Genomic DNA, 26,039 nt, shown 5'->3' on the forward strand with positions numbered 1-26,039 from the left:
GAGGAGCACGCGGCACCGAGGTGCGTCGCAGCAGCACCACCGCGAGCAAGGGGACAACGCCATGACCAGCACCTGGGAGTACCGGGGGCCCGCGGAGGCCCTGGAGCCCGCCCTGTCGGTCCGTCAGGTCCTCGCCCTGGAACGCGTGCTGGCCGGCGAGCCCGAGGTCGTGGCCGGCGCCGCCCAGCTCGACCGGCCCGTGCGCTGGGTGCACGTCGCCGAGGCCGCCGACGTCGGCGTGATGCTCAGCGGCGGCGAGATGGTGCTCACCACCGGGGTGCTGCTCGCCGGCGACGAGAACGGACAGGCCGAGTACGTCCGCTCCCTGCACCGCGCGGAGGCCGCCGCCGTCGTCCTGGGCCTCGGACGGGCCTTCCCCGCGCCGCCGGACGTGATGCGGCGCACGGCCGAGCGGTGCGGGCTGCCCATGGTCGTCCTGCACCGGCCGTTCCCGTTCGCCGAGCTGACGGAGGAGGTCCAGTCCCGGCTGGTCCGGCGGAAGTTCGCCGCCGTCAGCCTCTCCGAGGCCGTACGGACCGCCCTGACCGGGCTCATCACCGCCGGCGCGCCGCTGCAACGCCTGCTCGACGAGGTCGCCCGGCACAGTGGCTGCCCCGTCGTCGTCACCAACCTCGCCCACCGGGTGCTGGCCACCGCGGGGGAGCGGCCGGCCGTCGACGACGTGCTGCGCGACTGGGAACGCATCGCCCGGCAGGCCGGCGGCAGCGAGGGCGACGGCTGGATCCGCGCCGAGCTGGGGGGCCGCGGCGAACGCTGGGGACAGATCACCCTGTGCGGCCACCGCGGCCCCGCCGCGGGCGGACGGCTGCTCGCCGACCGGGCCGCCGAGGCCCTCGTCCTGCACCGCATGCTCGGCGGCACCGCCGCCCGCAGCTGGGAGGAGCAGTCCGCGCAGGGCCTCTTCACCGACCTGCTCTCCGGCGTCGTACCGGCCCGGCAGCTGCTGCCCCGCGCGCGGGCCGCCGGGCTCCCCGTCAACCGGCGCACCTTCGTCCCGCTGGCCGTCCGCGACGCCGCACCCGCCCGGCTCGACCGCGTCCTGCGGCTGCTGGGACTGCCCGGCCTGGTCGCCGCGCTCACCGGCGGGGCCACCGCCGTCCTGCTCAGCCTCGCCCGCGACCAGGACGCCGAGGCGCTCGCCGCGCACTTCGCGGCCCGGCTGCGCGCCGAGTCGGACGAGGACCGTACCGTCGTCGCCGCGGCCGCCGCGCGGACCGCCTGGGACGACGTGCCCGCCGGGCTGCGCGAGGCGCAGCACGTCGCGGACGCCGTCGCCGACGCCCCGGCCGCCCTCGGACTCCCGCCCGTCGTCCGCCTCAAGGACGTCCGGCTGCGCGGCCTGGTCCGGCTGCTGCGGGACGACCCGCACGTGCAGTCCTTCGCCGAACGCGAGCTGGACGGCCTGCTGTGCGCGGCCGGTGACGACCTGCTCGCCGTCCTGCGCACCTACCTCGCCACCGGCCGCAACAAGTCCCGCACCGCACAGCTCCACCACGTCTCCCGGCCCGCGCTGTACCGCCGGCTGGAGGCGATACGGACCCGGCTCGGGGTCGACCTCGACGACTTCGAGCAGGCCGCGTCCGTGCACATCGCGCTCCTCGCGCACGACGCCCAACAGGGGTGACCACACGCGGCCCGCACACCCGCGCGACAGGGATGACCACACGCGGCCCGCACACCCGCGCGACAGGGATGACCACACGCGGCCCGCACACCCGCGCAACAGAAGTGAAACATGCGACGACCTGCGAAAACGGCGGTGAAACATGGGCCGGCGACAACGTGACACGGTGGTACGCCCCACCCCCGCGGACGTGACACGGTGCACCTCCGAGCGGCCCCGCGGACTTCCTACGCTCCCGGTGCGGACGACGGCACGGCCGGCGGCCGCCCCAGCACACCGAGCGACCGGAGGTCCCGATGAGCCGAGTGATCCGTGCCGCCCTGTTCCAGACCGCGTGGACCGGCGACAAGGAGTCGATGATCCGGGTGCACGAGCAGGCGGTGCGCGACGCGGCCGCCCAGGGCGCCGGCATCCTGTGCTTCCAGGAGCTGTTCTACGGGCCGTACTTCTGCCAGGTCCAGGACCCGGCCTTCTACGAGTACGCCGAGCGCGTCCCCGACGGGCCGGTCGTCCGGCGCTTCCAGGCACTCGCCCGGGAACACGGCATCGTCCTCGTGCTGCCGGTGTACGAGGAGGAGCAGCCGGGCGTCCTCTACAACACCGCCGCCGTGATCGACGCGGACGGTTCCTACCTCGGCAAGTACCGCAAGCACCACATCCCGCAGGTCCAGGGCTTCTGGGAGAAGTTCTACTTCCGTCCCGGGAACGCCGGCTGGCCGGTCTTCGACACCGCCGTCGGCAAGGTCGGGGTGTACATCTGCTACGACCGCCACTTCCCGGAGGGCTGGCGCGCCCTGGGCCTGGCCGGTGCGGAGATCGTCTTCAACCCGTCGGCCACCTCGCGCGGCCTGTCCGCCTACCTGTGGCAGCTGGAGCAGCCGGCGGCGGCCGTGGCCAACGAGTACTTCGTCGGCGCGATCAACCGGGTCGGCGTCGAGGAACTCGGCGCCAACGACTTCTACGGGACCTCCTACTTCGTGGACCCGGAGGCCCAGTTCGTCGGCGAGGTGGCGAGCGACAAGGAGACCGAACTCGTCGTCCGCGACCTCGACCTGGCCAAGCTGCGCGAGGTCCGCGACCGCTGGCAGTTCTACCGCGACCGCCGCACCGACGCGTACGCGCCGCTGACGGCACCCTGACGGCCTGTCCGCGGACCGCTGCCGCCGCCCCCGACGGCCTGCGGACCGCTGCCCGCGCCCCGTCCGGGGCGCGGGACCGCGCCGGTCCGCGGCCGCGCCGCGGGGGCGCGACCGGCCCGCACCACCCGCACCGTCCGACCACGACCCAGCGGAGCCTCCACGCATGAGCAGCCGTACCGTCATCCGGGGTGGCCTCGTCGTCACCGCGTCCGACGAGATCCACGCCGACGTCCTGATCGAGGACGGCCGTGTCGCCGCCCTCGCCGCCTCCGGCACCACGGCCGCCGAGGCCTGGACGGCCGAGCGGACCATCGACGCGACCGGGAAGTACGTGATCCCGGGCGGCGTCGACGCCCACACCCACCTGGAGCTGCCGTTCGGCGGCACCTTCGCCTCCGACACCTTCGAGACCGGCACCCGGGCCGCCGCCTGGGGCGGCACGACCACGATCATCGACTTCGCGGTGCAGAGCGTCGGCCACACCCTCCGGCAGGGGCTGGACACCTGGCACGCCAAGGCCGAGGGCAACTGCGCCGTCGACTACGGCTTCCACATGATCGTCTCCGATGTGAACCAGGAGACGCTCAACGAGATGGACCTGCTCGTGGAGGAGGGCGTGACCTCCTTCAAGCAGTTCATGGCCTACCCGGGGGTCTTCTACAGCGACGACGGCCAGATCCTGCGCGCCATGCAGCGCTCCGCCGAGAACGGCGGCCTGATCATGATGCACGCCGAGAACGGCATCGCCATCGACGTGCTCGTCGAGCAGGCGCTGGCGCGCGGCGAGACCGACCCGCGGTACCACGGCGAGGTGCGCAAGGCCCTCCTGGAGGCCGAGGCCACCCATCGCGCCATCCGGCTCGCCCAGGTCGCGGGCGCCCCGCTGTACGTCGTCCACGTCTCGGCGGCGGAGGCGGTCGCCGAACTGACCAGGGCCCGCGACGCGGGGCTGAACGTCTTCGGCGAGACCTGCCCGCAGTACCTGTTCCTGTCCACCGACAACCTCGCCGAGCCCGGCTTCGAGGGCGCCAAGTACGTGTGCAGCACACCGCTGCGGCCCAGGGAGCACCAGGCGAGCCTGTGGCGGGGGCTGCGGACGAACGACCTCCAGGTGGTGTCGACGGACCACTGCCCGTTCTGCTTCACGGGCCAGAAGGATCTGGGCCGGGGCGACTTCTCGAAGATCCCCAACGGCCTGCCCGGCGTGGAGAACCGCATGGACCTCCTCCACCAGGCCGTCGTCGACGGGCACATCTCGCGCCGCCGCTGGATCGAGATCGCCTGCGCCGGCCCGGCCCGCATGTTCGGCCTGTACCCGCAGAAGGGAACCATCGCCCCGGGCTCGGACGCGGACGTCGTCGTCTACGACCCGCACGCCGAGCAGACGCTCTCCGCCGCGACGCACCACATGAACGTCGACTACTCGGCGTACGAGGGCCGGCGGATCACCGGCCGCGTCGAGACGGTCCTGTCACGGGGCGAACCCGTCATCACCGAGCGGGAGTACACCGGTCGCGCCGGTCACGGCGTCTACCTCCCGCGCTCCACCTGTCAGTACCTCGGTTAGGGAGTGGCGCCATGGACTTCGGACTCGTCCTGCAGACCGACCCGCCGGCCTCGAAGGTCGTCGGCCTCATGAAGCGCGCCGAGCGCAACGGCTTCACCCACGGCTGGACCTTCGACTCCGCGGTGCTCTGGCAGGAACCGTTCGTCATCTACAGCCAGATCCTGTCGAACACGACGAAACTGAAGGTCGGCCCGATGGTGACGAACCCGGGCACCCGCACCTGGGAGGTCACCGCCTCCACCTTCGCCACCCTCAACGACATGTTCGGCAACCGCACGGTGTGCGGCATCGGCCGCGGCGACTCCGCGATGCGCGTCGCGGGCCGCAAGCCCAACACCCTGGCCCGCATCAGCGAGGCCATGAAGGTCATCCGGGCCCTCGGCCGGGGCGAGGAGGCCGACCTGGGCGGCACGGTCGTCCGGTTCCCGTGGATCGGGCCGGGCGCCGAACTGCCCGTCTGGATGGCGGCGTACGGCCCGAAGGCGCTGAAGACGACCGGTGAGGAGGCCGACGGGTTCATCCTCCAGCTCGCCGACCTGTACCTCACCGAGTACATGGTGAAGGCGGTCAAGGACGCGGCGGCCGCCGCCGGCCGCGACCCCGCCGAGGTGACGATCTGCGTCGCCGCCCCCGCGTACGTCACCGACGACGACTCGCCCGAGGCGCTCGCCCACGCGCGTGAGCAGTGCCGCTGGTTCGGCGGAATGGTCGGCAACCACGTCGCCGACCTGGTCGCCAAGTACGGCGAGCACTCCGCCGCCGTCCCCGACGAACTCACCGACTACATCAAGGCGCGCGAGGGCTACGACTACTCCCACCACGGGCGTGCCGACAACCCCGACACCGCCTTCGTGCCCGACGAGATCGTCGACCGGTTCTGCATCGTCGGACCGGTCGAGAAGCACATCGAGAAGCTGAACGCGCTGCGCGCGCTGGGCGTCGACCAGTTCGCCGTCTACGACATGCACGACGCGCAGGAGAAGGTCATCGACGCGTACGGCGCTCAGGTGATCCCGGCCGTCAACGGCTGACCCGCCACCGCGCGTCCGCCCCCTCCTACCCGCCCCACCCCACCCCCATCCCCCCACTCCTGTTCCCCCCCTTCCTCCGCCGTCCCGGGGGAGGGGGCCGAAAGACCCGCACGGCCTTTCCGGACCCGTCCCTCGTTTGATTGGCCTGCCCATGACCGACACCGCTCCCGCGGACATACCGCCGACCTCGCACATCACCCGCGCCGACGGCCGGGTGGAGATCGCCCCCGGTTCGCCGCAGCCCAGCGGCCCCTACGCCAACGAGGACCTGCTGCCGGTCCCCGTCGACCGGCGCACCTGGACCACGTACAACTTCTCCGCGCTCTGGGTCGGCATGGCCCACAACACGGCCTCCTGGACGCTGGCCTCCGGTCTGATCGCCGTCGGCATGGACTGGAAGCAGGCCGTGCTCACCATCGCGCTGGCCAATGTGATCGTGCTGGTCCCGATGCTGCTCACCGGGCACGCGGGACCCAAGTACGGCATCCCCTTCCCGGTCTTCGCCCGCGCCTCCTTCGGTGTCCGCGGCGCCAACCTGCCCGCCGTCGTCCGGGCGCTGGTGGCGTGCGGCTGGTTCGGCATCCAGACCTGGATCGGCGGCGAGGCGATCTACTTCCTCGCCGGGAAGCTGATCGGCAACGGCTGGAGCGACGCCGGGACGATCGGCGGGCACCCCTGGACGATGTGGCTGTCGTTCGCGCTCTTCTGGGCGATCCAGGTCGCGATCATCCACCGGGGCATGGAGACGATCCGCCGCTTCGAGAACTGGGCCGCGCCCTTCGTGCTCGTCGGCGCGCTGGTGATGCTGGTCTGGATGAGCGACAAGGCGGGCGGCTTCGGCCCGCTGCTGGACCAGCCTTCGCGGCTCGGCTGGGGCGGCGACTTCTGGAAACTGTTCTGGCCCTCCCTGATGGGCATGATCGGCTTCTGGTCCACGCTGTCCCTGAACATCCCGGACTTCACCCGCTACGGCCGCAGCCAGAAGGCGCAGACCTGGGGCCAGGCTCTCGGCCTTCCCACGACGATGACGTTGTTCGCGCTGCTGTCCGTGCTGGTCACCTCGGGTTCGCTGGCCGTGTACGGGGAGGCGGTCTGGGACCCGGTCCAGCTCGCCGCGAAGACCGACAACGTGGTGGGCCTGCTGTTCGCGCTGGTGACGGTCCTGGTGGCGACCCTGTCAGTGAACATCGCGGCCAACCTGGTCTCCCCGGCCTTCGACTTCTCCAACATCGCGCCCCGCAGGATCGGTTTCCGGACCGGCGCGCTCGCCACCTGCGTCCTCGGCGTGCTCATCTTCCCGTGGAAGCTGTACTCCGACCCGCAGGGCTACATCTTCACCTGGCTCGGCCTGGTCGGGGGTCTGCTCGGCACGGTCGCCGGCATCCTCATCGCCGACTACTGGATCCTGCGCCGCGCCGACCTCGACCTGACCGACCTGTACCGCGCCGGCGGCCGCTACTGGTACGCGGGCGGCTGGAACTGGCGGGCCGTCGTCGCCTTCGTGGCCGGCGGTGTCCTCGCCGTCGGCGGCGCCGGGTTCGAGCCGCTGATCGACGGCCGGCCCGTCCCGGCCCTGGAGCCGCTGGCCGACTACGGCTGGGCGGTGGGGCTGGGCACCTCGATGGCGCTGTACCTGGCGCTGATGCTCCTCGCGGGGCGCGGCAGGCGCCCCGTGTGACCGCGCCCGCCGGCCGCGCGGCCCCTCGGCCCGACGGCGCGGCCCGGAGAGGGTACGAAGCCCCTCCGGGCCGCGCCCGGTTCACCCTCCGGGCCGCGCCGGTTCACCCTCCGGGCCGCGCCCGGTTCAGTCAGTTCACCGAGGCCTGCAACGAGGCGACCGCTTCCTTCGCCGCCTTGATCGCGCCCTCGTTGATCTCGTCCGTGCTCGGCGCCTTCTTCGTCTCGAAGTCGCTGCCGTTGTAGGTGATGATCACCAGCGCGTTGGAGACCCGGGCGATCACCACGCCCTCACGGGTCTGCTGCTTGTCCTCGGTGGTGAGGTTGACCACGGAGTAGCCCTCCTCCCCGAGCCCCGGCACCGCCCCGCCGCCGCTCTTCTCCGCGATCCGCTCCTTGTACGACGTCCCGGCCGCGTCGTCCGAGTCCATCAGCTCGAAGGAGACGTCCAGCCAGCGGTAGTCGTAGCCCTTGAGCGCGTTCCAGGAGCAGGTGCGGCGCGCGTCGGTGTCCGTCGAGGGGATCTCCTTGCCCGCCGTCTTGGCACCCGGCACCAGGGAGGAGACCGTCTTCGTCGCCACGCTCGTGCAGGGCGCGGGCGCGGTGGTGAACGTCTTGGCCACGGCGGTGGAGGAGGGCGCGGACGACGACTCGGACGGGCTTCTCTGCGTGTCCGCGGCCGCTTCGTCCTGTGTCGGGGTGAGCGGCCCGGACGACAGCGCCCAGCCCGCGCAGGCGAGCACGGCCACCGGGGTCAGGCGCGCGGTGAGGGCGAGCGGCAGTGGGAGAGAGCGCACGGCGCACTTTCGTGGGGGAGGGTGCGGACGGAGTCCACGATGCGGACGGGGACGCCAGTGTCACACGACTCCCTGTGGGGCGGAAGGGGGAACTCGCTCCGTACCGACGCGGTGACGGGACGGCCGTCCGGACAGGGGTGACGGGGGCCCGTCCGGGCACGGCGGGGCGGCCCTACGGGCAGGGCGGGGGGCTGCGCGGACCGTGACGGCGGGCCGTGCGGGGGCATGGTGGCGGGCTGTGCGGGTCGCGCGGGGCAGGGCGGGGGGCGCTGCGGGCGTGTGCTCATCGGTCGGCCGCCGTCGACCGTGAGGAACTCCGTGTTCACCGCCCGACGTTCAGCACCCGATCCACGCTCCGGGGCACCTTCGGCAGGGAGCCCCGGGGCCGGGACGGTCGCCGTCGAGTCCGGCGGCCCGGGCGCCCGTCGCGGATCCCGCCGTCCAGCACGGGGGAGGTGTTCACGGCAGGCTCAGCTGCATCCTGGCCGTGCCGGCCGCGAACGCCAGCTCCCGGCATACGAGGTGGGCGCAGGTGCCCTCGGGGACGGGCGCCCAGGAGCCCGGGATCCGGGCGGCGGCGAGCAGCGGGCCGGCCAGGGCGGTGGTCTCGCGCGGGGCGGGCCGCGTGGGCACGTACCGGATGACCGGCAGCACGCCGAGAAGCCTGTGCCGCCGCGTCCGCAGCAGGCCCGCCCCGGTGAGGCGCGCGATCGTCGCGGCCAGAACCGGCTCCGCCTCGACCCGCATCCAGTGGTGGGCGCGGCGAGCCCGCGGGGCGAGCACGAGGCGTTCGAGCAGGTGGTCGCAGACGGGGTCGGCGGCGCGGGACGCGTCGGTGACCCGGACGGTGTGCGGGCCGACCGCGACCCGCCCGGCGGCGTGCAGGTCGAGCAGGGCGGCCGCGACCAGGCACAGGCCCAGTTCAGCGCGCCAGCCGCGTACGCCGGAAGGGCCGAGCCGGTCGTACGCGGTGAGCAGCAGCGTCTCGTGGAGCGGCGCGGGCACCGCGCTCGCGTCCGCGGCCTCCGCGTGCTCCTCGTCAGGTGTCGCCACGGGCCACCGGGTCCAGGGCATCGAGGAGTCGTCCGGGCGCCCAACTGCCGTAGGCACCCCGCCGGTGAAGGAGCGCCTCCCGCTCCACGGCCGCCGCGCCGCCCGCCACGCGCGCGAGGAAGAGGACGTGGTCGCCCGCTGGGACGGTGCGCTCCACGAGGCACTCGGCGTGGGCGAGGACGCCGTCCGTGAGGACGGGGGCGCCCTTCGCGCCGTCGGCGGACCGCCACGGCACCCGCGCGAACTTGTTCTGTCCCTTGCCCGCGAAAAGCCGTGACACGGCGGCACCCGACGCGTCGAGGACGTTCACCACGAACGCCCCCGACGACACGATCGCGGGCAGCGTCTGCGCGCCCCGGTCCACGCAGACCAGCAGCAGCGGCGGGCTCGCGGACACGGCGGTGAGCGCGTTGCAGGTGAGGCCACGGGGCTCGCCGTCGGCGCCCAGCGCGGTGACCACGTACACCGGGGTCGGGAAGGACCCGAAGAACTCCTTGAAGAAGCCGGATGCGGGATCGGTGGGGCTCACAGCAGCTCGTGCTCGATCTCGCGGAGCGCCTTGTAGCCGCGCTCGATCTCGGACGGATCGCGGTGGACGAGGAAGACGACGCCGGGGGAGGAGTTGAGATCGACCGTGGGCCGGGTCACGGTGCCCTCCGCCGTGCGGAAGCGGCTGCTCTCGAAGGCGGGCAGACGGCTGAACGCCGCCTCGAGTTCCCTCGTGGGCAGGGGGAGTGCGCGATGGGCGACGAGGTTGATGCAGCGGGCGTGCTCGCGGCGCGCGTAGCGCGGGGGACGCGCCGTGAGGAGCGGCGCGTCGGCGGTGTGGCAGTCGAGGGTGAGACCGACCTGGTCGGCGCCGGTGCAGCGGGTGAGGGCGACCGGGTTGGCGAGGCCGGACACGCGGGCGCCGGTCTCCAGGAGCCGGGGGCCCGCCGGGGTGAGGATCAGCTCGGTGTGGCCGGGCCCGTCGGTGACGGCGAGAGCGTCGAGGACCCGTTCCACGTACGGGAACAGGGCGTGCGCCGCCGGGGTGTCGGGATCGAGCAGGTCCTCGTAGTCGTAGATGAGGCGCTTGTCGCCGGTGACGGCCGGGCGTTTGCGGCTGATCCACGCGTCGGTGATCCAGTGCCGGCCGTCGCGGCTGACGGTGTTGACGACGTACTCGTCGCCCTCCAGGTACTCCTGGACGAGTACCGCCTCGTTCGGGCACAGCATCAGGTTCGTCTTGCCGATGGCCGCCTCGTACGCGGCACGGATCTCCTCGTCGGTGTCGCAGGCGTAGACGTCCTCGGAGCCCGCGCTGTCCAGGGGCTTCACGACGACCCGGGGCAGGCCCCGTTCGCGCCGCCACGAGAGGAGGTCGCCGAGGTCGGAGGACCTGTGCTGGCGGGGTGCCGGCACGCCCGCGCGGACGAGGGCCGCCATCATCAGGTCCTTGTCGCGGCGGGCCGCCGACAGGGCCGGGTCGTTACCGCGCAGACCGAACCGGGCGGCGAGCCGGTCCGCGGTCTCCACGCCGAACTCGCTGGCGGCGATCACCGCGACCGGCTCCAGGGCCGCCAGCCGAGCCGTCACCCCCTCCGGGTCCACCGGGTACGTCAGGTCCGCGGCGAAGACCTCGACCGGCAGGCTCGCCGCGAACGTCTCGGGCAGGCCGGCTCGTGAACGGATGTGCACGATGCGGTGGTCGGCAGCCGCCCGGCGGGCCAGCAGGGCACCGGTGGTGAGTGCGTCCACGAGGGCCAGGACGGGACGGCCGGCGGAGTCGGGCGCGCCCATCAGACCAGAACCGAGCCGTTGTCCGCGCGGTGGGCGCGGCTGCGTCGGCGGTCGAGGTGCACGAAGGTGCGGTGCAGCCAGCGGTCCTTGCCGTCGTAGCGCGGCTCGAAGTCGGTACGGCCGTGCACGACGAGACGGTTGTCGACGAAGACCAGCTCGCCGGGGGCGAGGACCAGCGAGGTGGCGGCGCCCATCATCGTGGTGCGCAGCCGGGCCAGGGCGTCGGCGGCCCGCTCGTCGAGCGGTTTCGTGGCGTTGAAGTCGACCCGGAGGTCGGGGTCGTCGGGCGCGCCGACCAGCACCGGGTGGGGCGCGGTCAGCTCGGCCGAGCGGAACGACGGGGGTGCCTCGGTCACGTAGCGGGGCGACTGGAGGATCTTCAGGTCCGCCTCGTCGATGAGCGGCAGCACACGCCGCACCGAGCAGACCTCCGTGCCCGCGGTGCCCTCGTGATCGCTGCGCAGGCACATCAGTCCCACGTAGTCGGGGCGGTACGGATGGAAGGCGTTCTCTATGTGGAACTCGAGGGGAACGGAGCCGCCGTTGGACTGCGTGGCGGCGAGCGAGGGGACGGGCACCACGTTCTGCACGAGCGCGCCGTGCTTCTCGTCGCGGTAGGCGATGACCTCGCCGAGGTTCTGCCCGATCAGCATGGTGACGGCGGCGGGTATGGTCGCGGCGCGCTCCACCGAATCGACGACCGTGGGCGTGTCGGGCAGCATGGACTCGTCGACGGGCAGGTTCGCGACGGTGAGCGTGCCGTCGCGGCCCGGGTCGGCGCGGAAGGCACGCACCACCTCGCTCAGGCGCAGCGGCAGGCGGCAGCTGAGGCGGCGGGCGTGCCGCCCCCACGCGGGGTCGTCGACGCGGCGCGGCTCCTGGGCGGCCAGCTCGGCGGCCAGCCCGGCGAGCTCGGCGCGCTCGGCATCGGTCAGGGTGAAGCAAAACTCGTTCCGGTCGTACGGAAGGTGGGTGTCGGTCACGGTCTGCCTCTCAGTACGGCGGCTCGGGGTGGGCCGGGGCCCGCCCGATGGCGGGAGCGGTCGCGGGTGTCGTCGGAAGTCGCGGTTGCCGTCGGCGCACGCGGGGCCGGACGGTCGTGGCGCCGTCGGTGTGCGCGGTGCCGCTCCGCGGTCAGGTGCGTGGTTCCAGCAGACCCTGCAGTGCGCGCGTGTCGACCTTGCCGTTGGCGGTCAGCGGCACGTGTCCGATGGCCACGAAGTGGGTGGGAACCATGTAGTCCGGCAGGGTGGCGCCCAGGTGCGCGGTGAGGATCGCGGCATCCACGCCGTGCCCCTCCGCGGGGACGACGTACGCGGCGAGCGAGCGGGAGCGGGCGGCGCCGACGGCGATGACGACGGTCTCGGCAACCGACTCATGGGTGCGCAACCGCGCCTGGATCTCGCCGAGTTCGATGCGAAAGCCGCGGATCTTCACCTGGTGGTCGGCACGCCCGAGGAATTCGAGGTCCCCGTCGGGCAGCCACCGCGCGAGGTCGCCGGTGCGGTACAGGCGGGCACCGGGCGGGCCGAACGGGTCGGGCAGGAAGCGCTCCTCGGTCAGGTCGGGGCGGCCCAGGTAGCCCCGGGCGACGCCCGCGCCACCGATGAACACCTCACCGGGCACGCCGGTCGGCACCGGTTCGAGCCGGTCGGTGAGCACGTACATGGTGGTGTTGGGGATGGGCGCGCCCAGCGGGATCAGTTCGGTGCCGGGCGGCTCGGCGATGATCTGCCCGGAGTTGCCGATGGTGATCTCGGTCGGCCCGTACTCGGTGGCTACGGCGGTGCCTCCGGGCCCTGCGGAATCGATCCATCTGCGGGCGAGGTCGGCCGTGAAGGCGTCCCCGGCGGCGATGACGAGCCCGGCCAGTCCGCGGATCTCGTCAGGGGCCAGGTCGACGCTGAGCAGGTCCAGGTGGCCCGGCGTCATCTTGATGAAGCTGTACGGGGCGCCGGCCGCGAGCAGGTCGCCCAGGTCGGCGATGTCCAGCGGGTCGGGCAGCAGGTGCACGGGCTGCCCGGTGATCAGCGGGGTGAACAGGCTGGGTATGCCGAGGTCGAAGGAGATCGAGGAGAAGACGGGCGCCCCTCCGGTGCCGCGCGCCGCGTACGCGTCCGCCGTCCACCGGAGGTAGTTGGCGAGCCCGCCGTGCTCGATCATCACCCCCTTGGGGTCGCCCGTGGAGCCCGACGTGTAGATGACGTACGCGAGGGCGTCCGGTTCGGCGGGGACGCCGGTGGGCGCGGTGGGCAGCGCGTCGAGGGCGCGGCGCTCCGCGTCGTCGTCGAGGAGGACGGCGGTGTACGTGTCCGGGCCCGGCTCGCCGAGCGCGGACACCTGCTGGGAGTCGGTGACGACGAGGTCGCATCCGGCGGCGTCGATCATGTGCCGGAGGCGTCCGGCCGGCAGCGCCGGGTCGAGCGGCAGATAGCCAGCCCCCGCCTTCCAGACGGCCAGCAGCGCGGGCAGCAGCTCGGGTCCACGACGCAGCGAGACGCCGACGAGCCGGTCGCGGGTGGCTCCCAGCCTCCGGAGGCGGTGGGCGAGTCGGTTGGCCCGCTCGTCGATCTGCCGGTACGTGAGGACGGTGCCGCCCGTCTCCACGGCGGGCGCGTCCGGGGTGCGGGCGGCCTGCGCCTCGATGAGCTCCGGCACGGTGGCGCGGCCGCGGTCGACGGTGCCGCCCCGGCTCCAGGTGCCGAGCAGTCGCGCGCGCTCGTCGCCGGGCAGGTACGCGGCGAGGGCGTCCCCGTCGGGGTCGGTGGCCATCGCGGTGAGGACCGCGCGGTAGAGGCCGGGCAGCAGGGCGGCGAAGGAGGGGGAGAGGACGCCGGGGGAGATCGTGAGGGTGAGGGCCGTGGGGGTGGCGGCGACGTGGAGGGCGTATGCCGCTCCGGGGACGGCGCCCTCGTCGGCGAAGAGCACGCGGGTGTGCCGGTCCGTTGACCGCGCACCGGTTCCCGCCTCGTGGAAGGGCGCGAGCTGCTTTCCGGCGCTCAGTGCCAACTCCCGCCATGTGACGGGCACTTCGTCCATCACGGCGAGAAGGCGACGGCCGTCGCGTACGGTCTCCGCACGGAACGACGGCTCGGGCGTGAGCATCGCCAGCACCTTCAGGTGTGCGGCGAGCAGCACGTCGTCCAGGCCGTCGTGGCCGCAGACCGCGGCGAGCGCCCGGAGCCCGTCGGCGAGGTCGCCGCAGGGGACGGTGGCCGTGGTGCCCGGCTCGCCCTCGGTCCCGCGCCAGGCGGACGGCAGCGTGAACAGCGGCCCGGCGGCCGTGGTGGTGTCCGTGCCCATCAGTCGTCCTGTCCCCGGTCCGCGAACAGGTTGTACACGCTGGTGCCCCGGTACTCGGCGGGCTGCTCCACGCTCACGCGCATACCGTGCTTCTCGAACAGGGACCTGACAGCGACGAGTTCGCCGTGGTCGTCCTCGACTTCGACGGCGGCACGGGCGATCTTCGGCCACAGTTCCTCGCCGATGCCTTCGAGGACCTTGACCTCGAAGCCCTCGACGTCGATCTTGAGGAAGTCGATGCGGTCGATGCCGAGCCGCTCGGCGACGGAATCCAGCCGTTCGACGGTGCACGGCACCTTCTGCTGCCCTTCGAAGCGCCCTTCGAGGAGTTCGTCGGCCTCCTCGACGAAAACCTCGGCGCGCACCGCGTCCAGGGTCGACGCGACGTTTTCGATGTACGACTTCACCAACGCCTTGTCGACGGCCGGATCGGCGTCGAAACCGGACATCATCGTGTACTGCGGGTAGAACGTGAGCTCGCGGGTCTCCGCCGTGTCACCGAGCGCCGTATTGAGCGGCGTGACGTTGGGCAGGGACGCCACGTTCTTGCAGAGCGCCTCGAAAGTCTGCGGGACCGGCTCGAAGGAGAACACCCGGGCGTCCGGAAAACGCTCGGACATGAAGAGGGCGAACATGCCGATATTGGCGCCCACGTCGAACACCACGGCATTTTCGGGGAGCTGCAGACCACCCGGCGGGACGTACGACTCCTCCTCGAATATCTCCTTGTAGAGGTAGTCGGTCTCGTTGCGGTTGATGCCGTGCACCAACAGGCCGTTGCCCAAGATCTTCTGAGTGCTCAAGAGGTGCTTCCCCCGGTTGCGACGGTCGAAACGTCGATTTTCGGTCAGGGTGTCAGGCTGGCGGCGAGGAGTGCCGGTGTGGGGTTGCGGAAAACGGCGGAGCTGCGGAAGTTCACCCCCCGTTTCCGGGCCTCGATCACCACCTCGACGACCTTCAGGGAATCACCGCCGAGGTCGAAAAAGTTGTCGTCACGGCCGACTTCGACTCCTAGCAACTTCCCCCAGATGTCGCGTAGTTCCTGTTCTATCGAGTCACGCGAGAGGCTGCTGTTGATCACGTCGGCAAGGTAACACGGTGATCACGACGCCTGGAAGTGTCTCTCTCAGAGAGTGAGACGGCTATTGCGTCGTTCCTGGTGGTGGCAGCTCACTGTGGACAGAGCTTGGTCAACATGCGTTAGTCTCCGGCGCGTTGGCGAGACATGGGAGCGAGGATTCGGTGACCCTTTGTCTCGCGTTTGTGTATTCGGCGAGGGCCTGTAGGGTCGCGCCTTCCTGGGAACGGAAAGGAACACATTTGTCCGCCGTAACGGGCACCACCGCCACCGAGACAGCCGATACCGGGACAGCCGAGACCCTCGAGACGGCCGAGACCCTCGAGACCGAAAAGCCGGACAGCCCCTGCGAAACGCCCGCCGCCACCGACGAACTGCGCGCCGCGACCCTGCGCGAGCTGCGCCGGTGGATGGTGTCCTCGGGGCACTGGGACGAGGTCGAGCGGTGCGTGCCGAAACTCCGCGCCCAGCTGGAGCGGATCGGCCCGCTGGACGAGCGCGTCGTCATGGTCGCCTACGGCGGCGGCAAGGACAGCGCGTACACCACCGCGTTCGTGCGGTCCATGCAGCTACGCCTGTTCGAACTGGCCGGAACGACCTTCCGGCTGCGCGTGGTGACGATGCGTCACGCGGGTACGCCGGGCGCCGTGATGCGCAACATCGACCGCACCTACAACGCCCTGAACCTGCCGGCCGACCCCGACTGCGAGCAGTTCCTCATCGACGGCGACGAGATCACGCCGTTCCATGTCGACCTGCCGCAGCGCGACCACGTCATCGCCCGCAACCGCCTGGACGTCCTCGTCACCGGCCACCGCACGCTCGGCGACGGCCGTCCCACCTTCTGCAACGCCTGCAACCTCAGTGCCGCGCACGCCTTCGGCCTCGGGGCCGCGCACGACGGCGGCGTCGACCTCATCATCACCGGCGACTCCCCCTACGAGCAGCGCACCTACCTGGTGTGGATCCACCGCCTCGCCGAACGACTGGGCGTCGCCCCACAGGGCGCCGAACGCACCGGATTCCGCGGTGTGCTGAAGGCCACGGACAACATCGGGCGGGCCTGGTTCGAGGACATCTACGGCAAGGACGCCACGGACCTGGTCGAGGAACGCCGCGTCCACCACGACATCCCCGACCATATGCGCTTCTTCTCCATCTACGACGACACGGAGTACGCGTCCGGCGACCACTGGGAGCTGCTCACCGACTACCTGGGCTTCCAGTTCGACGATGTGGCCTTCAGCTTCTCCGAGTCGGACTGCGGCAACCCGGCGCTCATGGCACACATCCGCGGCCTCAAGTGCGAGCGCGTGTACGGCCGCAGCTACGCGGAGGGCCTCGACGAGTACGTGGCCTTCGGCAAGCAGCTGATGGTGAAGAAGGAGTTCCCCGAACACCTGATAGAGATGATCTCCGCTCGGTACGAGGGTGAGGGGGCCGTCGAGCGCATGCGGACCGCCATGGACGCGTACGCCCTGGACAACTTCGGCATCACCGAGGAGCAGCTGGCCTGCATGGTGCGCTCGCCGTTCACGGACGGCGCGGCCGGCCTCGCCGACTACCTCAAGGCCGAACAGCCGCACCTGGAGGGGGAAACGGGACGCCTGACCGAGCTGGTCAACGGCTCGGCGCCGCAGGGCGACGCCGACGCGCGGCTGGTCGCCGAGCTGGAGCGGTTCAGCGGTCTGTCGCTCGCCCAGCTGGGCGTCCTGGCGACCAGCACCGGACGCCCCCTCACCGGTATCGGCCAGTCGCAGCCCGTCGACCTCATCCTGGAGGGCGACCCGCACAAGCTTCGTATCTCCACCCGGCACACCCCCGACGGACAGCCCGTCGAGGAACTCATCTCCGGCAGGTAGGCACAGCACATGGACGTCGTGGAGGCGGGGGCCATCGGGGCCGCCGCGATCGCCGCGGGCACCATCAACGCGGTGGTCGGCTCCGGAACCCTCATCACCTTCCCCACCCTGCTGGCCTTCGGCTACCCGCCGGTCCTGGCCAACGTCTCCAACAGCATCGGCCTGGTGCCGGGCACCCTCAGTGCCGCGTACGGCTATCGCCGTGAACTCCGCGGCCAGCTACGGAGGGTACTGAGATTCGGGGCGGGCTCCCTGCTCGGCGGCGTGCTGGGCGCGCTGCTCCTGCTGAAGCTGCCGTCGGGCGCCTTCGACGCGGTGGTGCCCGTCCTGATCCTCGCCGGCTGCGTGCTCGTCCTGTTCCAGCCGCGCCTCAACGCGTGGCTGAAGAAGCGGGAGAGCGTCGGCGACGGCGACGGCGGGCTGCCGCTGTGGCTGGGCGTGTTCGGCACCGGCGTCTACGGCGGCTACTTCGGCGCCGCCCAGGGCGTCATCCTGATGGGCATGTTCGGGACGTTCCTCAAGGACGATCTGCAGCGTCTCAACGCGGTGAAGAACGTCCTCGCGTCGATCGTCAACGGCGTCGCGGCCGTCGTGTTCATCGCCGTCACCCACGTCGACTGGGCGGCAGCCGCGGTGATCGCGGTCGGCTCCACGGTCGGCGGCCTGGCCGGCGCCCGGGTGGGCCGCAAGCTGCCGCCGACGGCGCTGCGGGGGCTCATCGTGGCGGTGGGCATCACTGCGGCGACGGTCCTGGCGCTCACGTAGCCGGTCGGACCACAGGGCCGGGGCGGTGCCCCTGCGGTCGTGCGACCACAGGGGCACCGCCCCGGGTCCGTCACGCGGGCTCGGTCCGCAGCCGGAACGCCTCCGTGATCCGGTGGATGTCGGCTGTCACTCGGTCCTGGTCCTCGTGCAGCAGGATGTACCGCCCGGCGTGCAGCGCGTCATAGGAGCCACCCGGCTCGAGGACCGACCCGACAGGCGGCACGAGTTCCCGCCACACCGTCGGCACCGCGTCCTTCAGCGTGGTCACCTCGACGACCCGCGCCGGAAGCTCGGCCGGCTTCGGAATGACCAGCCAACCCCCGCTGGTCTCAGCGGCCTTGGCGGGCACGTCGATCCTCTCGCCCGCCAGCGAACGCAGCCACACCTCGTACAGGTTGACCCCGAAGAGCCGGTTCACCACATACGGCACCTCGGAGCCGCCGACCCGCCCTCCGATCTCCAGGAAGACCAGCTCACCGGAGTCGGTCACGAACAGCTCCAGGTGGAAGGGCGTGGTGCGAAGGCCGAGAGCACGTACGCATTCCCGCGCGAACTCCTCGATACGGAGGCGCAGGTCGCTCTCGTTCAGGACCACGGAGCCGAGCGGGGCGCCCGCGCCGAAGGAAAGGCAGTCGTTGACGTACGCGGACGCCACCTGGAAAGGGACACCGCCCTTGTCGTCCGCGTATCCGTCCACATGGTGGATGTGCCCGGGGACGAACTCCTCGATCTCGTACCGGCTCAGGTCGAGCGAAGGCAGCAGCTCCCGCAGTGCCGTCTCGTCGTCGACGCGGTGCACGCCGATGCTGGCCGCACCGTCGACCGGTTTGAGGATCAGCGGGTATCCGCAGCCGGCGGCGAAGGACAGCGCGTCCCCGGCGTCCGTGCAGCGCGCGAAGCGCGGCACCCGCACCCCCGCCTCGGCGAGGACCTCCTTCATACGGACCTTGTCGCGATAGACGGCCACCTCGTCCGGCGTCGGCCCGGGAATGCCGAGGTCCTGCCGCACGCGGGCGGCGATCTCCAGAGTGAACTCGGACAGCGCGATCAACTGGTCGACGGGGCCGACCTTCTCCGTGATCTCGACGAGACAGGAGCGCAGCACCTCCACGTCGTTCACGTCGGCGACCCGCACCATGTGAGCGATCTTCGCCGGATCGACGAGCACGCCGTCCGCGCCAGGACCGTCCACGACGTAACTGACCCGGTGGGCATCGTGGTCGATGAACTCCTCATAGCGGGTCAGCTCGTTGTCCCAGCGCACCCCGTCCTGGAATCGGGGCCAGCGGTTGACGAGAACTATATGCATCAGTGCACCTCGGTTCCGATCGGTTCTTCATCCGTGCTGCCGCCCTCGGCAGCCGTGCGCTCCTGGTCCGCGAGCGCCCGCCGGAAGCTGCTCATGGTCCAGGGCAGCAGCACTCCACCCACCACCGTGAGCGCGAGCGTGAGCAGCACGATGAGCCGCTGCGGCCCGACGCGGTCGCCGATGAGGCCGATGACGACGCCGGCCAGCGGCATGGACAGCAGATTCAGGAGGTAGAAAGGGCCCATGACCTTTCCCAGGTGTTCCCGGGGAATGACCTTGATCCGCTGGGTACGGTTGAAGACGTTGTAGAGGGCGGCGCCGGTCATCGTCGCGACGTACGCGATGGCGTACACCACGAAGGAATGCGCGCCGCCCGTCGTGAGCAGTGCCGCGCACACGAGCGTGAAACCGGCGACGCCGAGGGCGTGCACATGGAATTTCCGCAGCACGAACGGAATCAGCGCGAGATTGATCAGTCCGATGATTCCGACGACCGTGTTCAGCATCCCGTACGCGGTGTCCGACGCCTTCAGTTCGCCGGTGGCGATGGCGGCGTTCGCGCTCATCATCGTGGCGACCACGAGATTGATGGCGAAGTTCAGGATTCCGATGAGGAACACGGGCTTGTTGTGCACCAGGAGATGCCAACCGAGACCGAGTTCGGCAAGGGTCGCGCGGGCGCCGCCGCTACCGCGCTGCCACTCCTGGCGGGGCAGCGGCAACCAGCAGACGGCGGCCAGCGCGAACACGAGGGCGGCGAGCGCGAGCAGCCACAGCTTGCCGAGGGTGACGACGGCGGTGGCGGCCAGCGCCGGGCCGAGCGCCATCGCGAGCAGTTCCATGTTCTGTACGAGGGACTGCGTCGTCGCGAGCTTCTCGCCCTGCGCCACCTGCGGCACCATCTTCTCGATGGACATCCGCACCGGCGCCACGAGCACGGACAGCAGCGCCCCGTTGGCCATCAGGATCGCGGTCGTCCAGCCGGGCATCGCGAAGCACAGCGCGACGGCGCACAGCAGCACGAGCGCACGCCCCGAGGTGACCCGGGAGAACAGCCGCGCACCCCCGTCCCGGTCGGCGATCAGACCGGCGAAGGGGTACGCGATGAGGCTCGGCAGCCACTCCAGGGCGAACGCGAAGCCGAGCGTCGACACGTCCCGCGTGTCCTGGAAGATCAGCAGCGGCACGGCGAACAGCACCACCTGCTCGGCGATCAGGCCGAGCAGCACGCCGAGCCCGAACAGGCCGCGGTGCAGCCGCCGCGCGCGGGTCTCGGGCGCGGCGGCGGGGGCGGAGGTCACTCGTGCCCTGCCCCGGCCGGCCGCGCGTCACCGTCGGCCTCGTCGGCCCCCTGCGCAGCCCGCTCCAGGTCCCGGATCAGCGGGAGCACCCGCGTGTAGAAGGTCCGCATCTCGTCGCGCGTGGGCCACCCCGAGAAGATGAACTCGCTGATTCCGGACGCCTTGTACGCGTACAGATAGCGGGCCACCTCCTCGTGGCTGCCGACGACGCACAGCGCGGGCCCGCCGCGGTAGGCGACGGCGCCGGAGTACAGGTACGGGGACAACCAGTCGCCCTGCGCCTTCTCGGCGAGCCGGAAGGAGTTCTTCACCGCCTGGGAGTCGGACGCGGCGACGAAGCTCGTCACCCACGCCTTGTGGTCCTCGTCGGGGTCGCGCATCATCTCGGCGAGGTCGGCGAGCGCCTCCTCACGGGTGTCGCGCGACAGGACGTGCATACGGGTACCGACGCGGCAGCCGCCCGCCAGGACGGGCGCGACGGCGTCCGCGAGGCCCTCCGGGGTGTCGCCGTAGCGCAGCCAGCAGTCGCCGTGCTCGATCGCGGTCTTCTGGGCGACCCCGGAGGCACCGCTGATGTAGATGTAGGGGCGGCCGCCGTCCTTGTAGCCGAGGCCGAGCTGCGCCTCGTCGATGCGGTAGTGCCTGCCGTGGTGAGTAAGGGGCTTCTCGCCCTTCCAGAAGCGGTGCAGAACGTCGAGGAACTCGTTGGAGCGCTCATAGCGCTCGTCGTGCGCCAGGTAGTCCCCGTAATAAGCCTGTTCGGCGGGGGAGATGCCCGCGACGAGATTCAGGGATATCCGCCCGTCCCCCATCCAGGAAATCGTGTTCACGACCTGGGTGAACAGAGTGGGCGGAATGAGGCCCGGTCGGTATGCCAGGATGAACTTGACCTTCTCGGTCTCCCGGACGAGGGCGCCGATCATCGGCAGAGGATCGGGCATGTGGTAGCTGATGCCCATCAGCAGGGAGTCGACACCGAGTTGCTCGGCCTCTTGTGCGAAGTCGACGATCCCGTCGAAGTCGAGCTCGCCCTGCCGGTATTTCTCGGTTGCCTTCTGCTGGCCACTGTCCAGGGGGGAACACCAGTGGAACTTCAGCGCTTCCTGCACACCTGATCCCGTTCTGATCCGATTCGTTGGATTCACGACAGCGAGGCTTGGGAGCCTGGCACGGCCCTGTAACGGGCGTCAAGATCGATCCACTATATGGGAGACTCCGAACTGCTCCGGCTTCTTTGGCAGTTGGCGCGGTGGTGTGCAATAGCATCGGCCGGAAATTGCCTTGTCCACCCGCTGCCCTCCGGAGGAGGCCACGTGACGTCCACCCCCGCCGGCCCGCTGTCCGACGCCTGGCTCAAGCGGTACCGCCCCGCCGTCGCCCCCCGCGCCCGCCTGGTGTGCCTGCCGCACGGCGGCGGCACCGCGGCCTTCTTCCGCCCCTGGGTGGAGGTGCTGCCCGCGGACGTCGAGCTGGTCGCCGTCCAGTACCCCGGCCGTCACGACCGCCTCACGGAGGGCTGCGTCACGTCCATGGACGCCATGGCGGACGCCGTCACCGCCGCCATCGAGCCCGTCCTCGACCGCCCCTTCGCGCTGTTCGGCCACAGTATGGGCGCCACGATCGGCTACGAGGTGGTGCTCCGTCTGGAGGCGCAACAGGTACCACCGGTACGGCTGTTCGCCTCCGGGCAGCGTGCTCCGCGGGCGCGCCGCGCCGCGGAACCGCAGCTGCACCTCGTGGACGACGCCGCGATGCTCGCCGGGGTCGGCGCGTTCGGCGGCATGTACGAGACGCTGCTGGCCGACCCGGACCTGGCCGAGTTCATCCTGCCCTCGCTCCGGGGCGACCTGCGGCTGATGGAGACGTATGCGCCCGCGCCCGGACGGCAGGTATCGGTTCCGGTCACGGCGTGCACCGGGGACGCGGACCCCGGGGTGAGTGTCGAGGAGGCGGCGGCGTGGGAGCGGATGACGACGGGTGAGTTCGAGCTGAGGACGTACACGGGCGGCCACTTCTTCTTGATGGAGCATCGAGAAAACCTCGTGGGCGACCTGTTGGCGGCTCTGACTCCGCGTCGGCCGTGACCGTGCTCGAACTCGTGTGATCCGCGCGGCCGGTCGTGGAGCGATCATCACGCCCGGCCCACTCGGTCATCCAGGGCCTGGATCCGCTTCCGTGCGACGTCAGGCTTCCGAGGTGACGGTGGCGCGGGCAGTTGGGTCGACGTGGAGGGTGAAGACGTCGGGGCGGGCGTAGTGGCCGGTCGGGTCGAAGTCGAAGCGGGCGCGGGCCAGGTCGTCGAGGTCGAGTTCGGCGGTCAGGATGCCCTCACCACCGCGCAGCGGACCGGCCAGAACCTCACCGAGCGGCGAGATGATGACGGAGCCGCCGGCGATCAGGACCGTGTCGGGTTCATCGCCCTGGACCGGGTGGAGGTCGTCGGGCAGGGCATCGCGGCGCATGTACTGGTTGGCGCTGAGGACGAAGGAGCGGCCCTCCAGCGCGACGTGCCGCATGGTGGCCTGCCAGGCGTCGCGGTCGTCGACGGTCGGGGCGCACCACAGGTCGACGCCCTTGGCGTACATCGCCGTACGGAACAACGGCATGTAGTTCTCCCAGCAGATGGCCGCGCCCAGGCGGACCGTTCCGGTGTCGACGACGGGGAGAGTGGACCCGTCACCCTGGCCCCACAGGTAGCGTTCGGCCGCGGTGGGCATCAGCTTGCGGTGCAGGCCCAGGTAGCCGGCCGGCCCGAAGAACAGTGCGACGCAGTACAGGGTGCCCCCCTGGCGCTCGACCGCGCCGACGACGGCGTGACAGCCCAGTTCACTGGTGAGGGCGGCCAGGGCGGCGACCTCGGGGCCGGGGATGTCGATGGCGGCGGCATGGTAGCGGCGGAACAGGTCACGGCCGGCCGGGGTGCGGCTGCCGACGGTGATGCCGAAGTCGAGGCCCTTGGGATAGCCGCCGAGGAACGCCTCGGGGAGGACGACGACCTCGGCACGGTGGTCGACCGCGGCTTCCCGGATCAGTTCCTCGGCGCGGGCCAGCGCGGCGGGCGTATCGAACAGAGGGGCAGCGGCCTGTACGACGGCGGCGGTCACAGAGGTCATGCCATCGAGGCTAGGGCCTGTGCGACGGATCAGGTCGCGGGGTGCCGGCGGTGCCCCGCGGCCTGCCTCGTGCATCGTCACGGCCAGACGTTGGCCTGCGCCCGGAAAGCGTCCGGGTCGCTCTCCACGGGGAGGACGCACACCAGATGACCGCCGGGCACTCGCAGCACGCGGCACTCCTGCCACTGCGAGACCTGCTCAGCGCCCAGAGCGATCAGGCGCGTGGTCTCCGCCTCGATGTCGTCGGTCTCGATGTCCAGGTGGACACGGGGTGCGTCGTCGACCGCCTGGACCGCCATGATCAGCCCTGGCAGGGCCTGATGGAGTGTGGTGAACTCCGGCGCCGGCGGAAACGGCCGGGCGGTCACACCGAGAGCCGCTGACCAGAAGTCCGCTGCCTTGGCGGCCTCGGCCAAGGGCGTGTCGATCAGAACGGCGTATACGCGGCTTCTGTGCATGGCAGCTCTTCCTGATCGGCTGGGACGGCGAACCCTGATCATCAACTCCGGACATCGGCAACAGGCACCGGGCTTCTTCTTCAACCCCTGCCGCCAAGGTGAGTCTGCCGCCCACGGATGGTGTGAGGGAAGCCTGGACGCCTTCCCGAAGCGGCATGCCTCCAGGGCGAGTTGGGTGCGTGTCCAACCGCGCGGGGCGTCGATCGATAGCCTTCTGGGAGAGCGGATGGAGGACGGCTCCGGTCCGAACCCCCAGATGTCTCACAGGACGTGTCCTCAGCGCCGACGCGCCTGGACGAAGCGCACACAGCGAGGTGAGAGGCCGTATGTTCACCACCCGACCCACGCTCCAGGGCACCTTCGGCATGGTGTCCTCCACCCACTGGCTGGCCTCCCAGGCGGCGATGGCCGTCCTGGAGGACGGCGGGAACGCCTACGACGCCGCCGTGGCCGGGGCGTTCGTGCTGCACGTCGTGGAGCCCCACCTCAACGGGCCGGCCGGCGAGGTCCCGATCCTGCTGGCGCCGGCCGGCGGCGAGGTGCGGGTGCTGTGCGGGCAGGGTGTCGCCCCGGCCGGGGCGACCGTCGCCCACTACCGCGGACTCGGCCTGGACCTCGTGCCCGGCACCGGGCCGCTCGCGGCCGCCGTCCCCGGCGCGTTCGACGCCTGGATGCTCCTGCTGCGCGACCACGGCACCAAGCCCCTCCCCGACGTCCTGAAGTACGCCATCGGATACGCCGAGGACGGGCACCCGCCCGTGGAGAACGTGGGCGCGACCGTCGAGACCGTACGGGAGCTGTTCGAGACCGAGTGGACCTCGTCGGCGCGGGTGTACCTCCCGGACGGCACGGCGCCCCGCCCCGGCCTGCTGCTGCGCAATCCCGCCCTCGCCGCCACCTGGCGGCGGCTGCTCGCCGAGACCGCCGGCGCGGGGGACCGGGAGGCACGGATCGAGGCCGCCCGGGAGGTCTGGCGGACCGGGTTCATCGCCGAGGCGCTGGTCCGCCAGGCCGCCCGGCCCACCCTGGACACCAGCGGCGCACACCACACCGGCACCCTCACCGCCGCCGACCTCGCCGGCTGGTCCGCCACCTACGAGACGCCCGCCACGTACGACTGGAACGGCTGGACCCTGTGCAAGGCCGGACCCTGGAGCCAGGGGCCGGCCCTCCTCCAGCAGCTCGCCCTGCTCCCGCCCGACCTGCCCGCGTACGGCTCCGCCGACTACGTCCACCTGCTCGTCGAGGGCTGCAAGCTCGCCATGGCCGACCGGGAGGCCTGGTACGGGGACGCGGCCGGGACACCGCTGGAGGACCTGCTGTCCGCGCGGTACAACACCGGCCGGCGCCGGCTGATCGGGGAGCGGGCGTCCTACGAGCTGCGGCCGGGCAGCCCCGGCGGGCGCGTCCCCCGGCTGAGCGCGCACGCGCACGTGGTCGTCACCGACGAGCCCGGCTTCGGCCCGATGGGCGTCGGCGAGCCGACGGTCGCCAAGGCGCCGGCCTCGCCGGTGCCGGGCGAGCCCGACGTGAGCGCCGCGGGGGCCACCCGCGGTGACACCTGCCACCTGGACGTCGTCGACCGCTGGGGCAACATGGTCGCGGCCACCCCCAGTGGCGGCTGGCTCCAGTCCAACCCCGTCGTGCCCGAGCTGGGCTTCCCGCTCGGCACCCGGCTGCAGATGACCTGGCTGGAGGAGGGACTGCCGAACTCGCTCACCCCCGGCCGCCGGCCCCGCACCACCCTCACCCCGTCGATCGCGCTGCGCGACGGCGTCCCGGTCCTCGCCTTCGGCACACCCGGCGGCGACCAGCAGGACCAGTGGCAGCTGCACTTCTTCCTGGCCGTCGCCCTCCGCGCGCCCGTGCGCGGCGGACTCGACCTCCAGGGCGCCGTCGACGCCCCGAACTGGCACACCGACGCATTCCCCGGCTCCTTCTACCCGCGCGGCATGCGGCCGGGCAGCGTGACCGTCGAGTCGCGCGTGCCGGACGGCGTCGTCGAGGAGCTGCGGCGGCGCGGCCACGACGTGACCGTCGGCGACCCCTGGTCCGAGGGGCGGCTGTGCGCCGTCGCCCGCGACCCGGCCACCGGGATCCTGTCGGCGGCGGCCAACCCGCGGGGGATGCAGGGGTATGCGGTGGGGCGGTGAGGAGAC

The 26,039-nt window shown here is 71.6% G+C and carries 22 protein-coding genes; 9 read left to right on the forward strand and 13 right to left on the reverse strand.

Going from position 1 to position 26,039, the window contains the following annotated elements; genetic code table 11:
• Window positions 1–61: 61 nt before the first annotated feature.
• From ACIP67_RS28820 to ACIP67_RS28840, 5 genes are all read left to right on the forward strand, one after another.
• Window positions 62–1,645 (forward strand): PucR family transcriptional regulator, encoded by a 1,584-nt coding sequence (locus ACIP67_RS28820; protein WP_401695767.1) that lies wholly within the window; start codon window positions 62–64, stop codon window positions 1,643–1,645.
• A gap of 296 nt (window positions 1,646–1,941) precedes the next feature.
• Window positions 1,942–2,784 (forward strand): nitrilase-related carbon-nitrogen hydrolase, encoded by an 843-nt coding sequence (locus ACIP67_RS28825; RefSeq protein WP_401695768.1) that lies wholly within the window; start codon window positions 1,942–1,944, stop codon window positions 2,782–2,784.
• Between the two features lie 163 nt (window positions 2,785–2,947).
• A complete protein-coding gene (gene hydA / locus ACIP67_RS28830) occupies window positions 2,948–4,351 on the forward strand; it encodes a dihydropyrimidinase (protein ID WP_401695769.1) in 1,404 nt (467 codons plus the stop codon).
• An 11-nt stretch (window positions 4,352–4,362) separates the two neighbouring features.
• Window positions 4,363–5,382 (forward strand): TIGR03842 family LLM class F420-dependent oxidoreductase, encoded by a 1,020-nt coding sequence (locus tag ACIP67_RS28835; RefSeq protein WP_401695770.1) that lies wholly within the window; start codon window positions 4,363–4,365, stop codon window positions 5,380–5,382.
• Window positions 5,383–5,533: 151 nt separating this feature from the next.
• Entirely contained in the window at window positions 5,534–7,060 is a 1,527-nt protein-coding gene (locus tag ACIP67_RS28840) for an NCS1 family nucleobase:cation symporter-1 (protein WP_401695771.1), read from the forward strand.
• Between the two features lie 130 nt (window positions 7,061–7,190).
• On the opposite strand, the gene ACIP67_RS28845 is transcribed toward ACIP67_RS28840, so the two are convergent.
• The 8 genes from ACIP67_RS28845 to ACIP67_RS28880 form a co-directional block, all read right to left on the reverse strand.
• Window positions 7,191–7,856 (reverse strand): hypothetical protein, encoded by a 666-nt coding sequence (locus ACIP67_RS28845; protein ID WP_401695772.1) that lies wholly within the window; start codon window positions 7,854–7,856, stop codon window positions 7,191–7,193.
• Window positions 7,857–8,315: 459 nt separating this feature from the next.
• Window positions 8,316–8,909 (reverse strand): GPP34 family phosphoprotein, encoded by a 594-nt coding sequence (locus ACIP67_RS28850; RefSeq protein WP_401695774.1) that lies wholly within the window; start codon window positions 8,907–8,909, stop codon window positions 8,316–8,318.
• On the reverse strand, window positions 8,896–9,438 hold the full coding sequence (locus tag ACIP67_RS28855) for a flavin reductase family protein (protein WP_401695776.1): 543 nt from the start codon (window positions 9,436–9,438) through the stop codon (window positions 8,896–8,898). Before ACIP67_RS28855 ends, ACIP67_RS28850 begins: the two co-directional genes overlap by 14 nt.
• Window positions 9,435–10,691 carry an ATP-grasp domain-containing protein gene (locus tag ACIP67_RS28860; RefSeq protein ID WP_401695777.1) on the reverse strand — a complete coding sequence of 419 codons (1,257 nt, stop codon included), beginning with the start codon at window positions 10,689–10,691 and terminating at the stop codon, window positions 9,435–9,437. The genes ACIP67_RS28855 and ACIP67_RS28860 overlap by 4 nt, the downstream gene beginning before the upstream one ends.
• The gene (locus ACIP67_RS28865) at window positions 10,691–11,674 is read right to left on the reverse strand and encodes a TauD/TfdA family dioxygenase (protein ID WP_401695778.1); all 984 of its coding nucleotides are present in this window, start codon (window positions 11,672–11,674) and stop codon (window positions 10,691–10,693) included. Before ACIP67_RS28865 ends, ACIP67_RS28860 begins: the two co-directional genes overlap by 1 nt.
• 151 nt (window positions 11,675–11,825) lie before the next feature.
• Window positions 11,826–13,994 (reverse strand): amino acid adenylation domain-containing protein, encoded by a 2,169-nt coding sequence (locus tag ACIP67_RS28870; RefSeq protein WP_401695780.1) that lies wholly within the window; start codon window positions 13,992–13,994, stop codon window positions 11,826–11,828.
• A complete protein-coding gene (locus ACIP67_RS28875; protein ID WP_401695781.1) occupies window positions 13,994–14,797 on the reverse strand; it encodes an FkbM family methyltransferase in 804 nt (267 codons plus the stop codon). The genes ACIP67_RS28870 and ACIP67_RS28875 overlap by 1 nt, the downstream gene beginning before the upstream one ends.
• A 44-nt stretch (window positions 14,798–14,841) precedes the next feature.
• A complete protein-coding gene (locus tag ACIP67_RS28880; RefSeq protein WP_401695783.1) occupies window positions 14,842–15,075 on the reverse strand; it encodes a phosphopantetheine-binding protein in 234 nt (77 codons plus the stop codon).
• A 239-nt stretch (window positions 15,076–15,314) separates the two neighbouring features.
• Between ACIP67_RS28880 and ACIP67_RS28885 the strand changes: the two genes are divergently transcribed.
• Together ACIP67_RS28885 and ACIP67_RS28890 are read left to right on the forward strand one after the other, a co-directional pair.
• Complete coding sequence (locus ACIP67_RS28885; protein WP_401695784.1) at window positions 15,315–16,934, forward strand: PqqD family protein; 1,620 nt, start codon at window positions 15,315–15,317, stop codon at window positions 16,932–16,934.
• Window positions 16,935–16,943: 9 nt separating this feature from the next.
• Complete coding sequence (locus ACIP67_RS28890; RefSeq protein WP_401695785.1) at window positions 16,944–17,699, forward strand: sulfite exporter TauE/SafE family protein; 756 nt, start codon at window positions 16,944–16,946, stop codon at window positions 17,697–17,699.
• A 70-nt stretch (window positions 17,700–17,769) separates the two neighbouring features.
• On the opposite strand, the gene ACIP67_RS28895 is transcribed toward ACIP67_RS28890, so the two are convergent.
• From ACIP67_RS28895 to ACIP67_RS28905, 3 genes are read right to left on the reverse strand one after another with little or no spacing between them, the layout of a single operon-like run.
• On the reverse strand, window positions 17,770–19,008 hold the full coding sequence (locus ACIP67_RS28895; protein WP_401695786.1) for an acetyl-CoA carboxylase biotin carboxylase subunit family protein: 1,239 nt from the start codon (window positions 19,006–19,008) through the stop codon (window positions 17,770–17,772).
• Complete coding sequence (locus ACIP67_RS28900; RefSeq protein WP_401695787.1) at window positions 19,008–20,309, reverse strand: MFS transporter; 1,302 nt, start codon at window positions 20,307–20,309, stop codon at window positions 19,008–19,010. The genes ACIP67_RS28895 and ACIP67_RS28900 overlap by 1 nt, the downstream gene beginning before the upstream one ends.
• Entirely contained in the window at window positions 20,306–21,418 is a 1,113-nt protein-coding gene (locus ACIP67_RS28905; protein ID WP_401695788.1) for an LLM class flavin-dependent oxidoreductase, read from the reverse strand. The genes ACIP67_RS28900 and ACIP67_RS28905 overlap by 4 nt, the downstream gene beginning before the upstream one ends.
• Window positions 21,419–21,622: 204 nt before the next feature.
• Here ACIP67_RS28905 and ACIP67_RS28910 point away from each other — a divergent pair, with 204 nt between their 5' ends.
• The gene (locus ACIP67_RS28910; protein ID WP_401695790.1) at window positions 21,623–22,393 is read left to right on the forward strand and encodes a thioesterase II family protein; all 771 of its coding nucleotides are present in this window, start codon (window positions 21,623–21,625) and stop codon (window positions 22,391–22,393) included.
• 99 nt (window positions 22,394–22,492) lie between these two features.
• Here the strand turns inward: ACIP67_RS28910 and ACIP67_RS28915 are convergent, their stop codons facing one another.
• Together ACIP67_RS28915 and ACIP67_RS28920 are read right to left on the reverse strand one after the other, a co-directional pair.
• A complete protein-coding gene (locus ACIP67_RS28915; protein ID WP_401695791.1) occupies window positions 22,493–23,422 on the reverse strand; it encodes a nitrilase-related carbon-nitrogen hydrolase in 930 nt (309 codons plus the stop codon).
• A 77-nt stretch (window positions 23,423–23,499) separates the two neighbouring features.
• On the reverse strand, window positions 23,500–23,880 hold the full coding sequence (locus tag ACIP67_RS28920) for a VOC family protein (RefSeq protein ID WP_401695792.1): 381 nt from the start codon (window positions 23,878–23,880) through the stop codon (window positions 23,500–23,502).
• Between the two features lie 326 nt (window positions 23,881–24,206).
• On the opposite strand from ACIP67_RS28920, the gene ACIP67_RS28925 reads away from it, so the two are divergent.
• The gene (locus tag ACIP67_RS28925) at window positions 24,207–26,033 is read left to right on the forward strand and encodes a gamma-glutamyltransferase family protein (protein WP_401695793.1); all 1,827 of its coding nucleotides are present in this window, start codon (window positions 24,207–24,209) and stop codon (window positions 26,031–26,033) included.
• Window positions 26,034–26,039 lie beyond the last annotated feature (6 nt).

The organism is Streptomyces sp. NPDC088812, assembly GCF_044750285.1.
Lineage (GTDB): Bacteria > Actinomycetota > Actinomycetes > Streptomycetales > Streptomycetaceae > Streptomyces.

What these genes read in the sequence shown, in the direction of transcription:
- ACIP67_RS28920 (WP_401695792.1), bottom strand. Translation starts at nt 23,880, where the DNA reads ATGCACAGAAGCCGCGTATACGCCGTTCTGATCGACACGCCCTTGGCC.
- ACIP67_RS28915 (WP_401695791.1), bottom strand. Translation starts at nt 23,422, where the DNA reads ATGACCTCTGTGACCGCCGCCGTCGTACAGGCCGCTGCCCCTCTGTTC.
- ACIP67_RS28870 (WP_401695780.1), bottom strand. Translation starts at nt 13,994, where the DNA reads ATGGGCACGGACACCACCACGGCCGCCGGGCCGCTGTTCACGCTGCCG.
- ACIP67_RS28825 (WP_401695768.1), top strand. Translation starts at nt 1,942, where the DNA reads ATGAGCCGAGTGATCCGTGCCGCCCTGTTCCAGACCGCGTGGACCGGC.
- ACIP67_RS28895 (WP_401695786.1), bottom strand. Translation starts at nt 19,008, where the DNA reads ATGCATATAGTTCTCGTCAACCGCTGGCCCCGATTCCAGGACGGGGTG.
- ACIP67_RS28840 (WP_401695771.1), top strand. Translation starts at nt 5,534, where the DNA reads ATGACCGACACCGCTCCCGCGGACATACCGCCGACCTCGCACATCACC.
- ACIP67_RS28860 (WP_401695777.1), bottom strand. Translation starts at nt 10,691, where the DNA reads ATGGGCGCGCCCGACTCCGCCGGCCGTCCCGTCCTGGCCCTCGTGGAC.
- ACIP67_RS28925 (WP_401695793.1), top strand. Translation starts at nt 24,207, where the DNA reads ATGTTCACCACCCGACCCACGCTCCAGGGCACCTTCGGCATGGTGTCC.
- ACIP67_RS28835 (WP_401695770.1), top strand. Translation starts at nt 4,363, where the DNA reads ATGGACTTCGGACTCGTCCTGCAGACCGACCCGCCGGCCTCGAAGGTC.
- ACIP67_RS28820 (WP_401695767.1), top strand. Translation starts at nt 62, where the DNA reads ATGACCAGCACCTGGGAGTACCGGGGGCCCGCGGAGGCCCTGGAGCCC.
- ACIP67_RS28890 (WP_401695785.1), top strand. Translation starts at nt 16,944, where the DNA reads ATGGACGTCGTGGAGGCGGGGGCCATCGGGGCCGCCGCGATCGCCGCG.
- hydA (WP_401695769.1), top strand. Translation starts at nt 2,948, where the DNA reads ATGAGCAGCCGTACCGTCATCCGGGGTGGCCTCGTCGTCACCGCGTCC.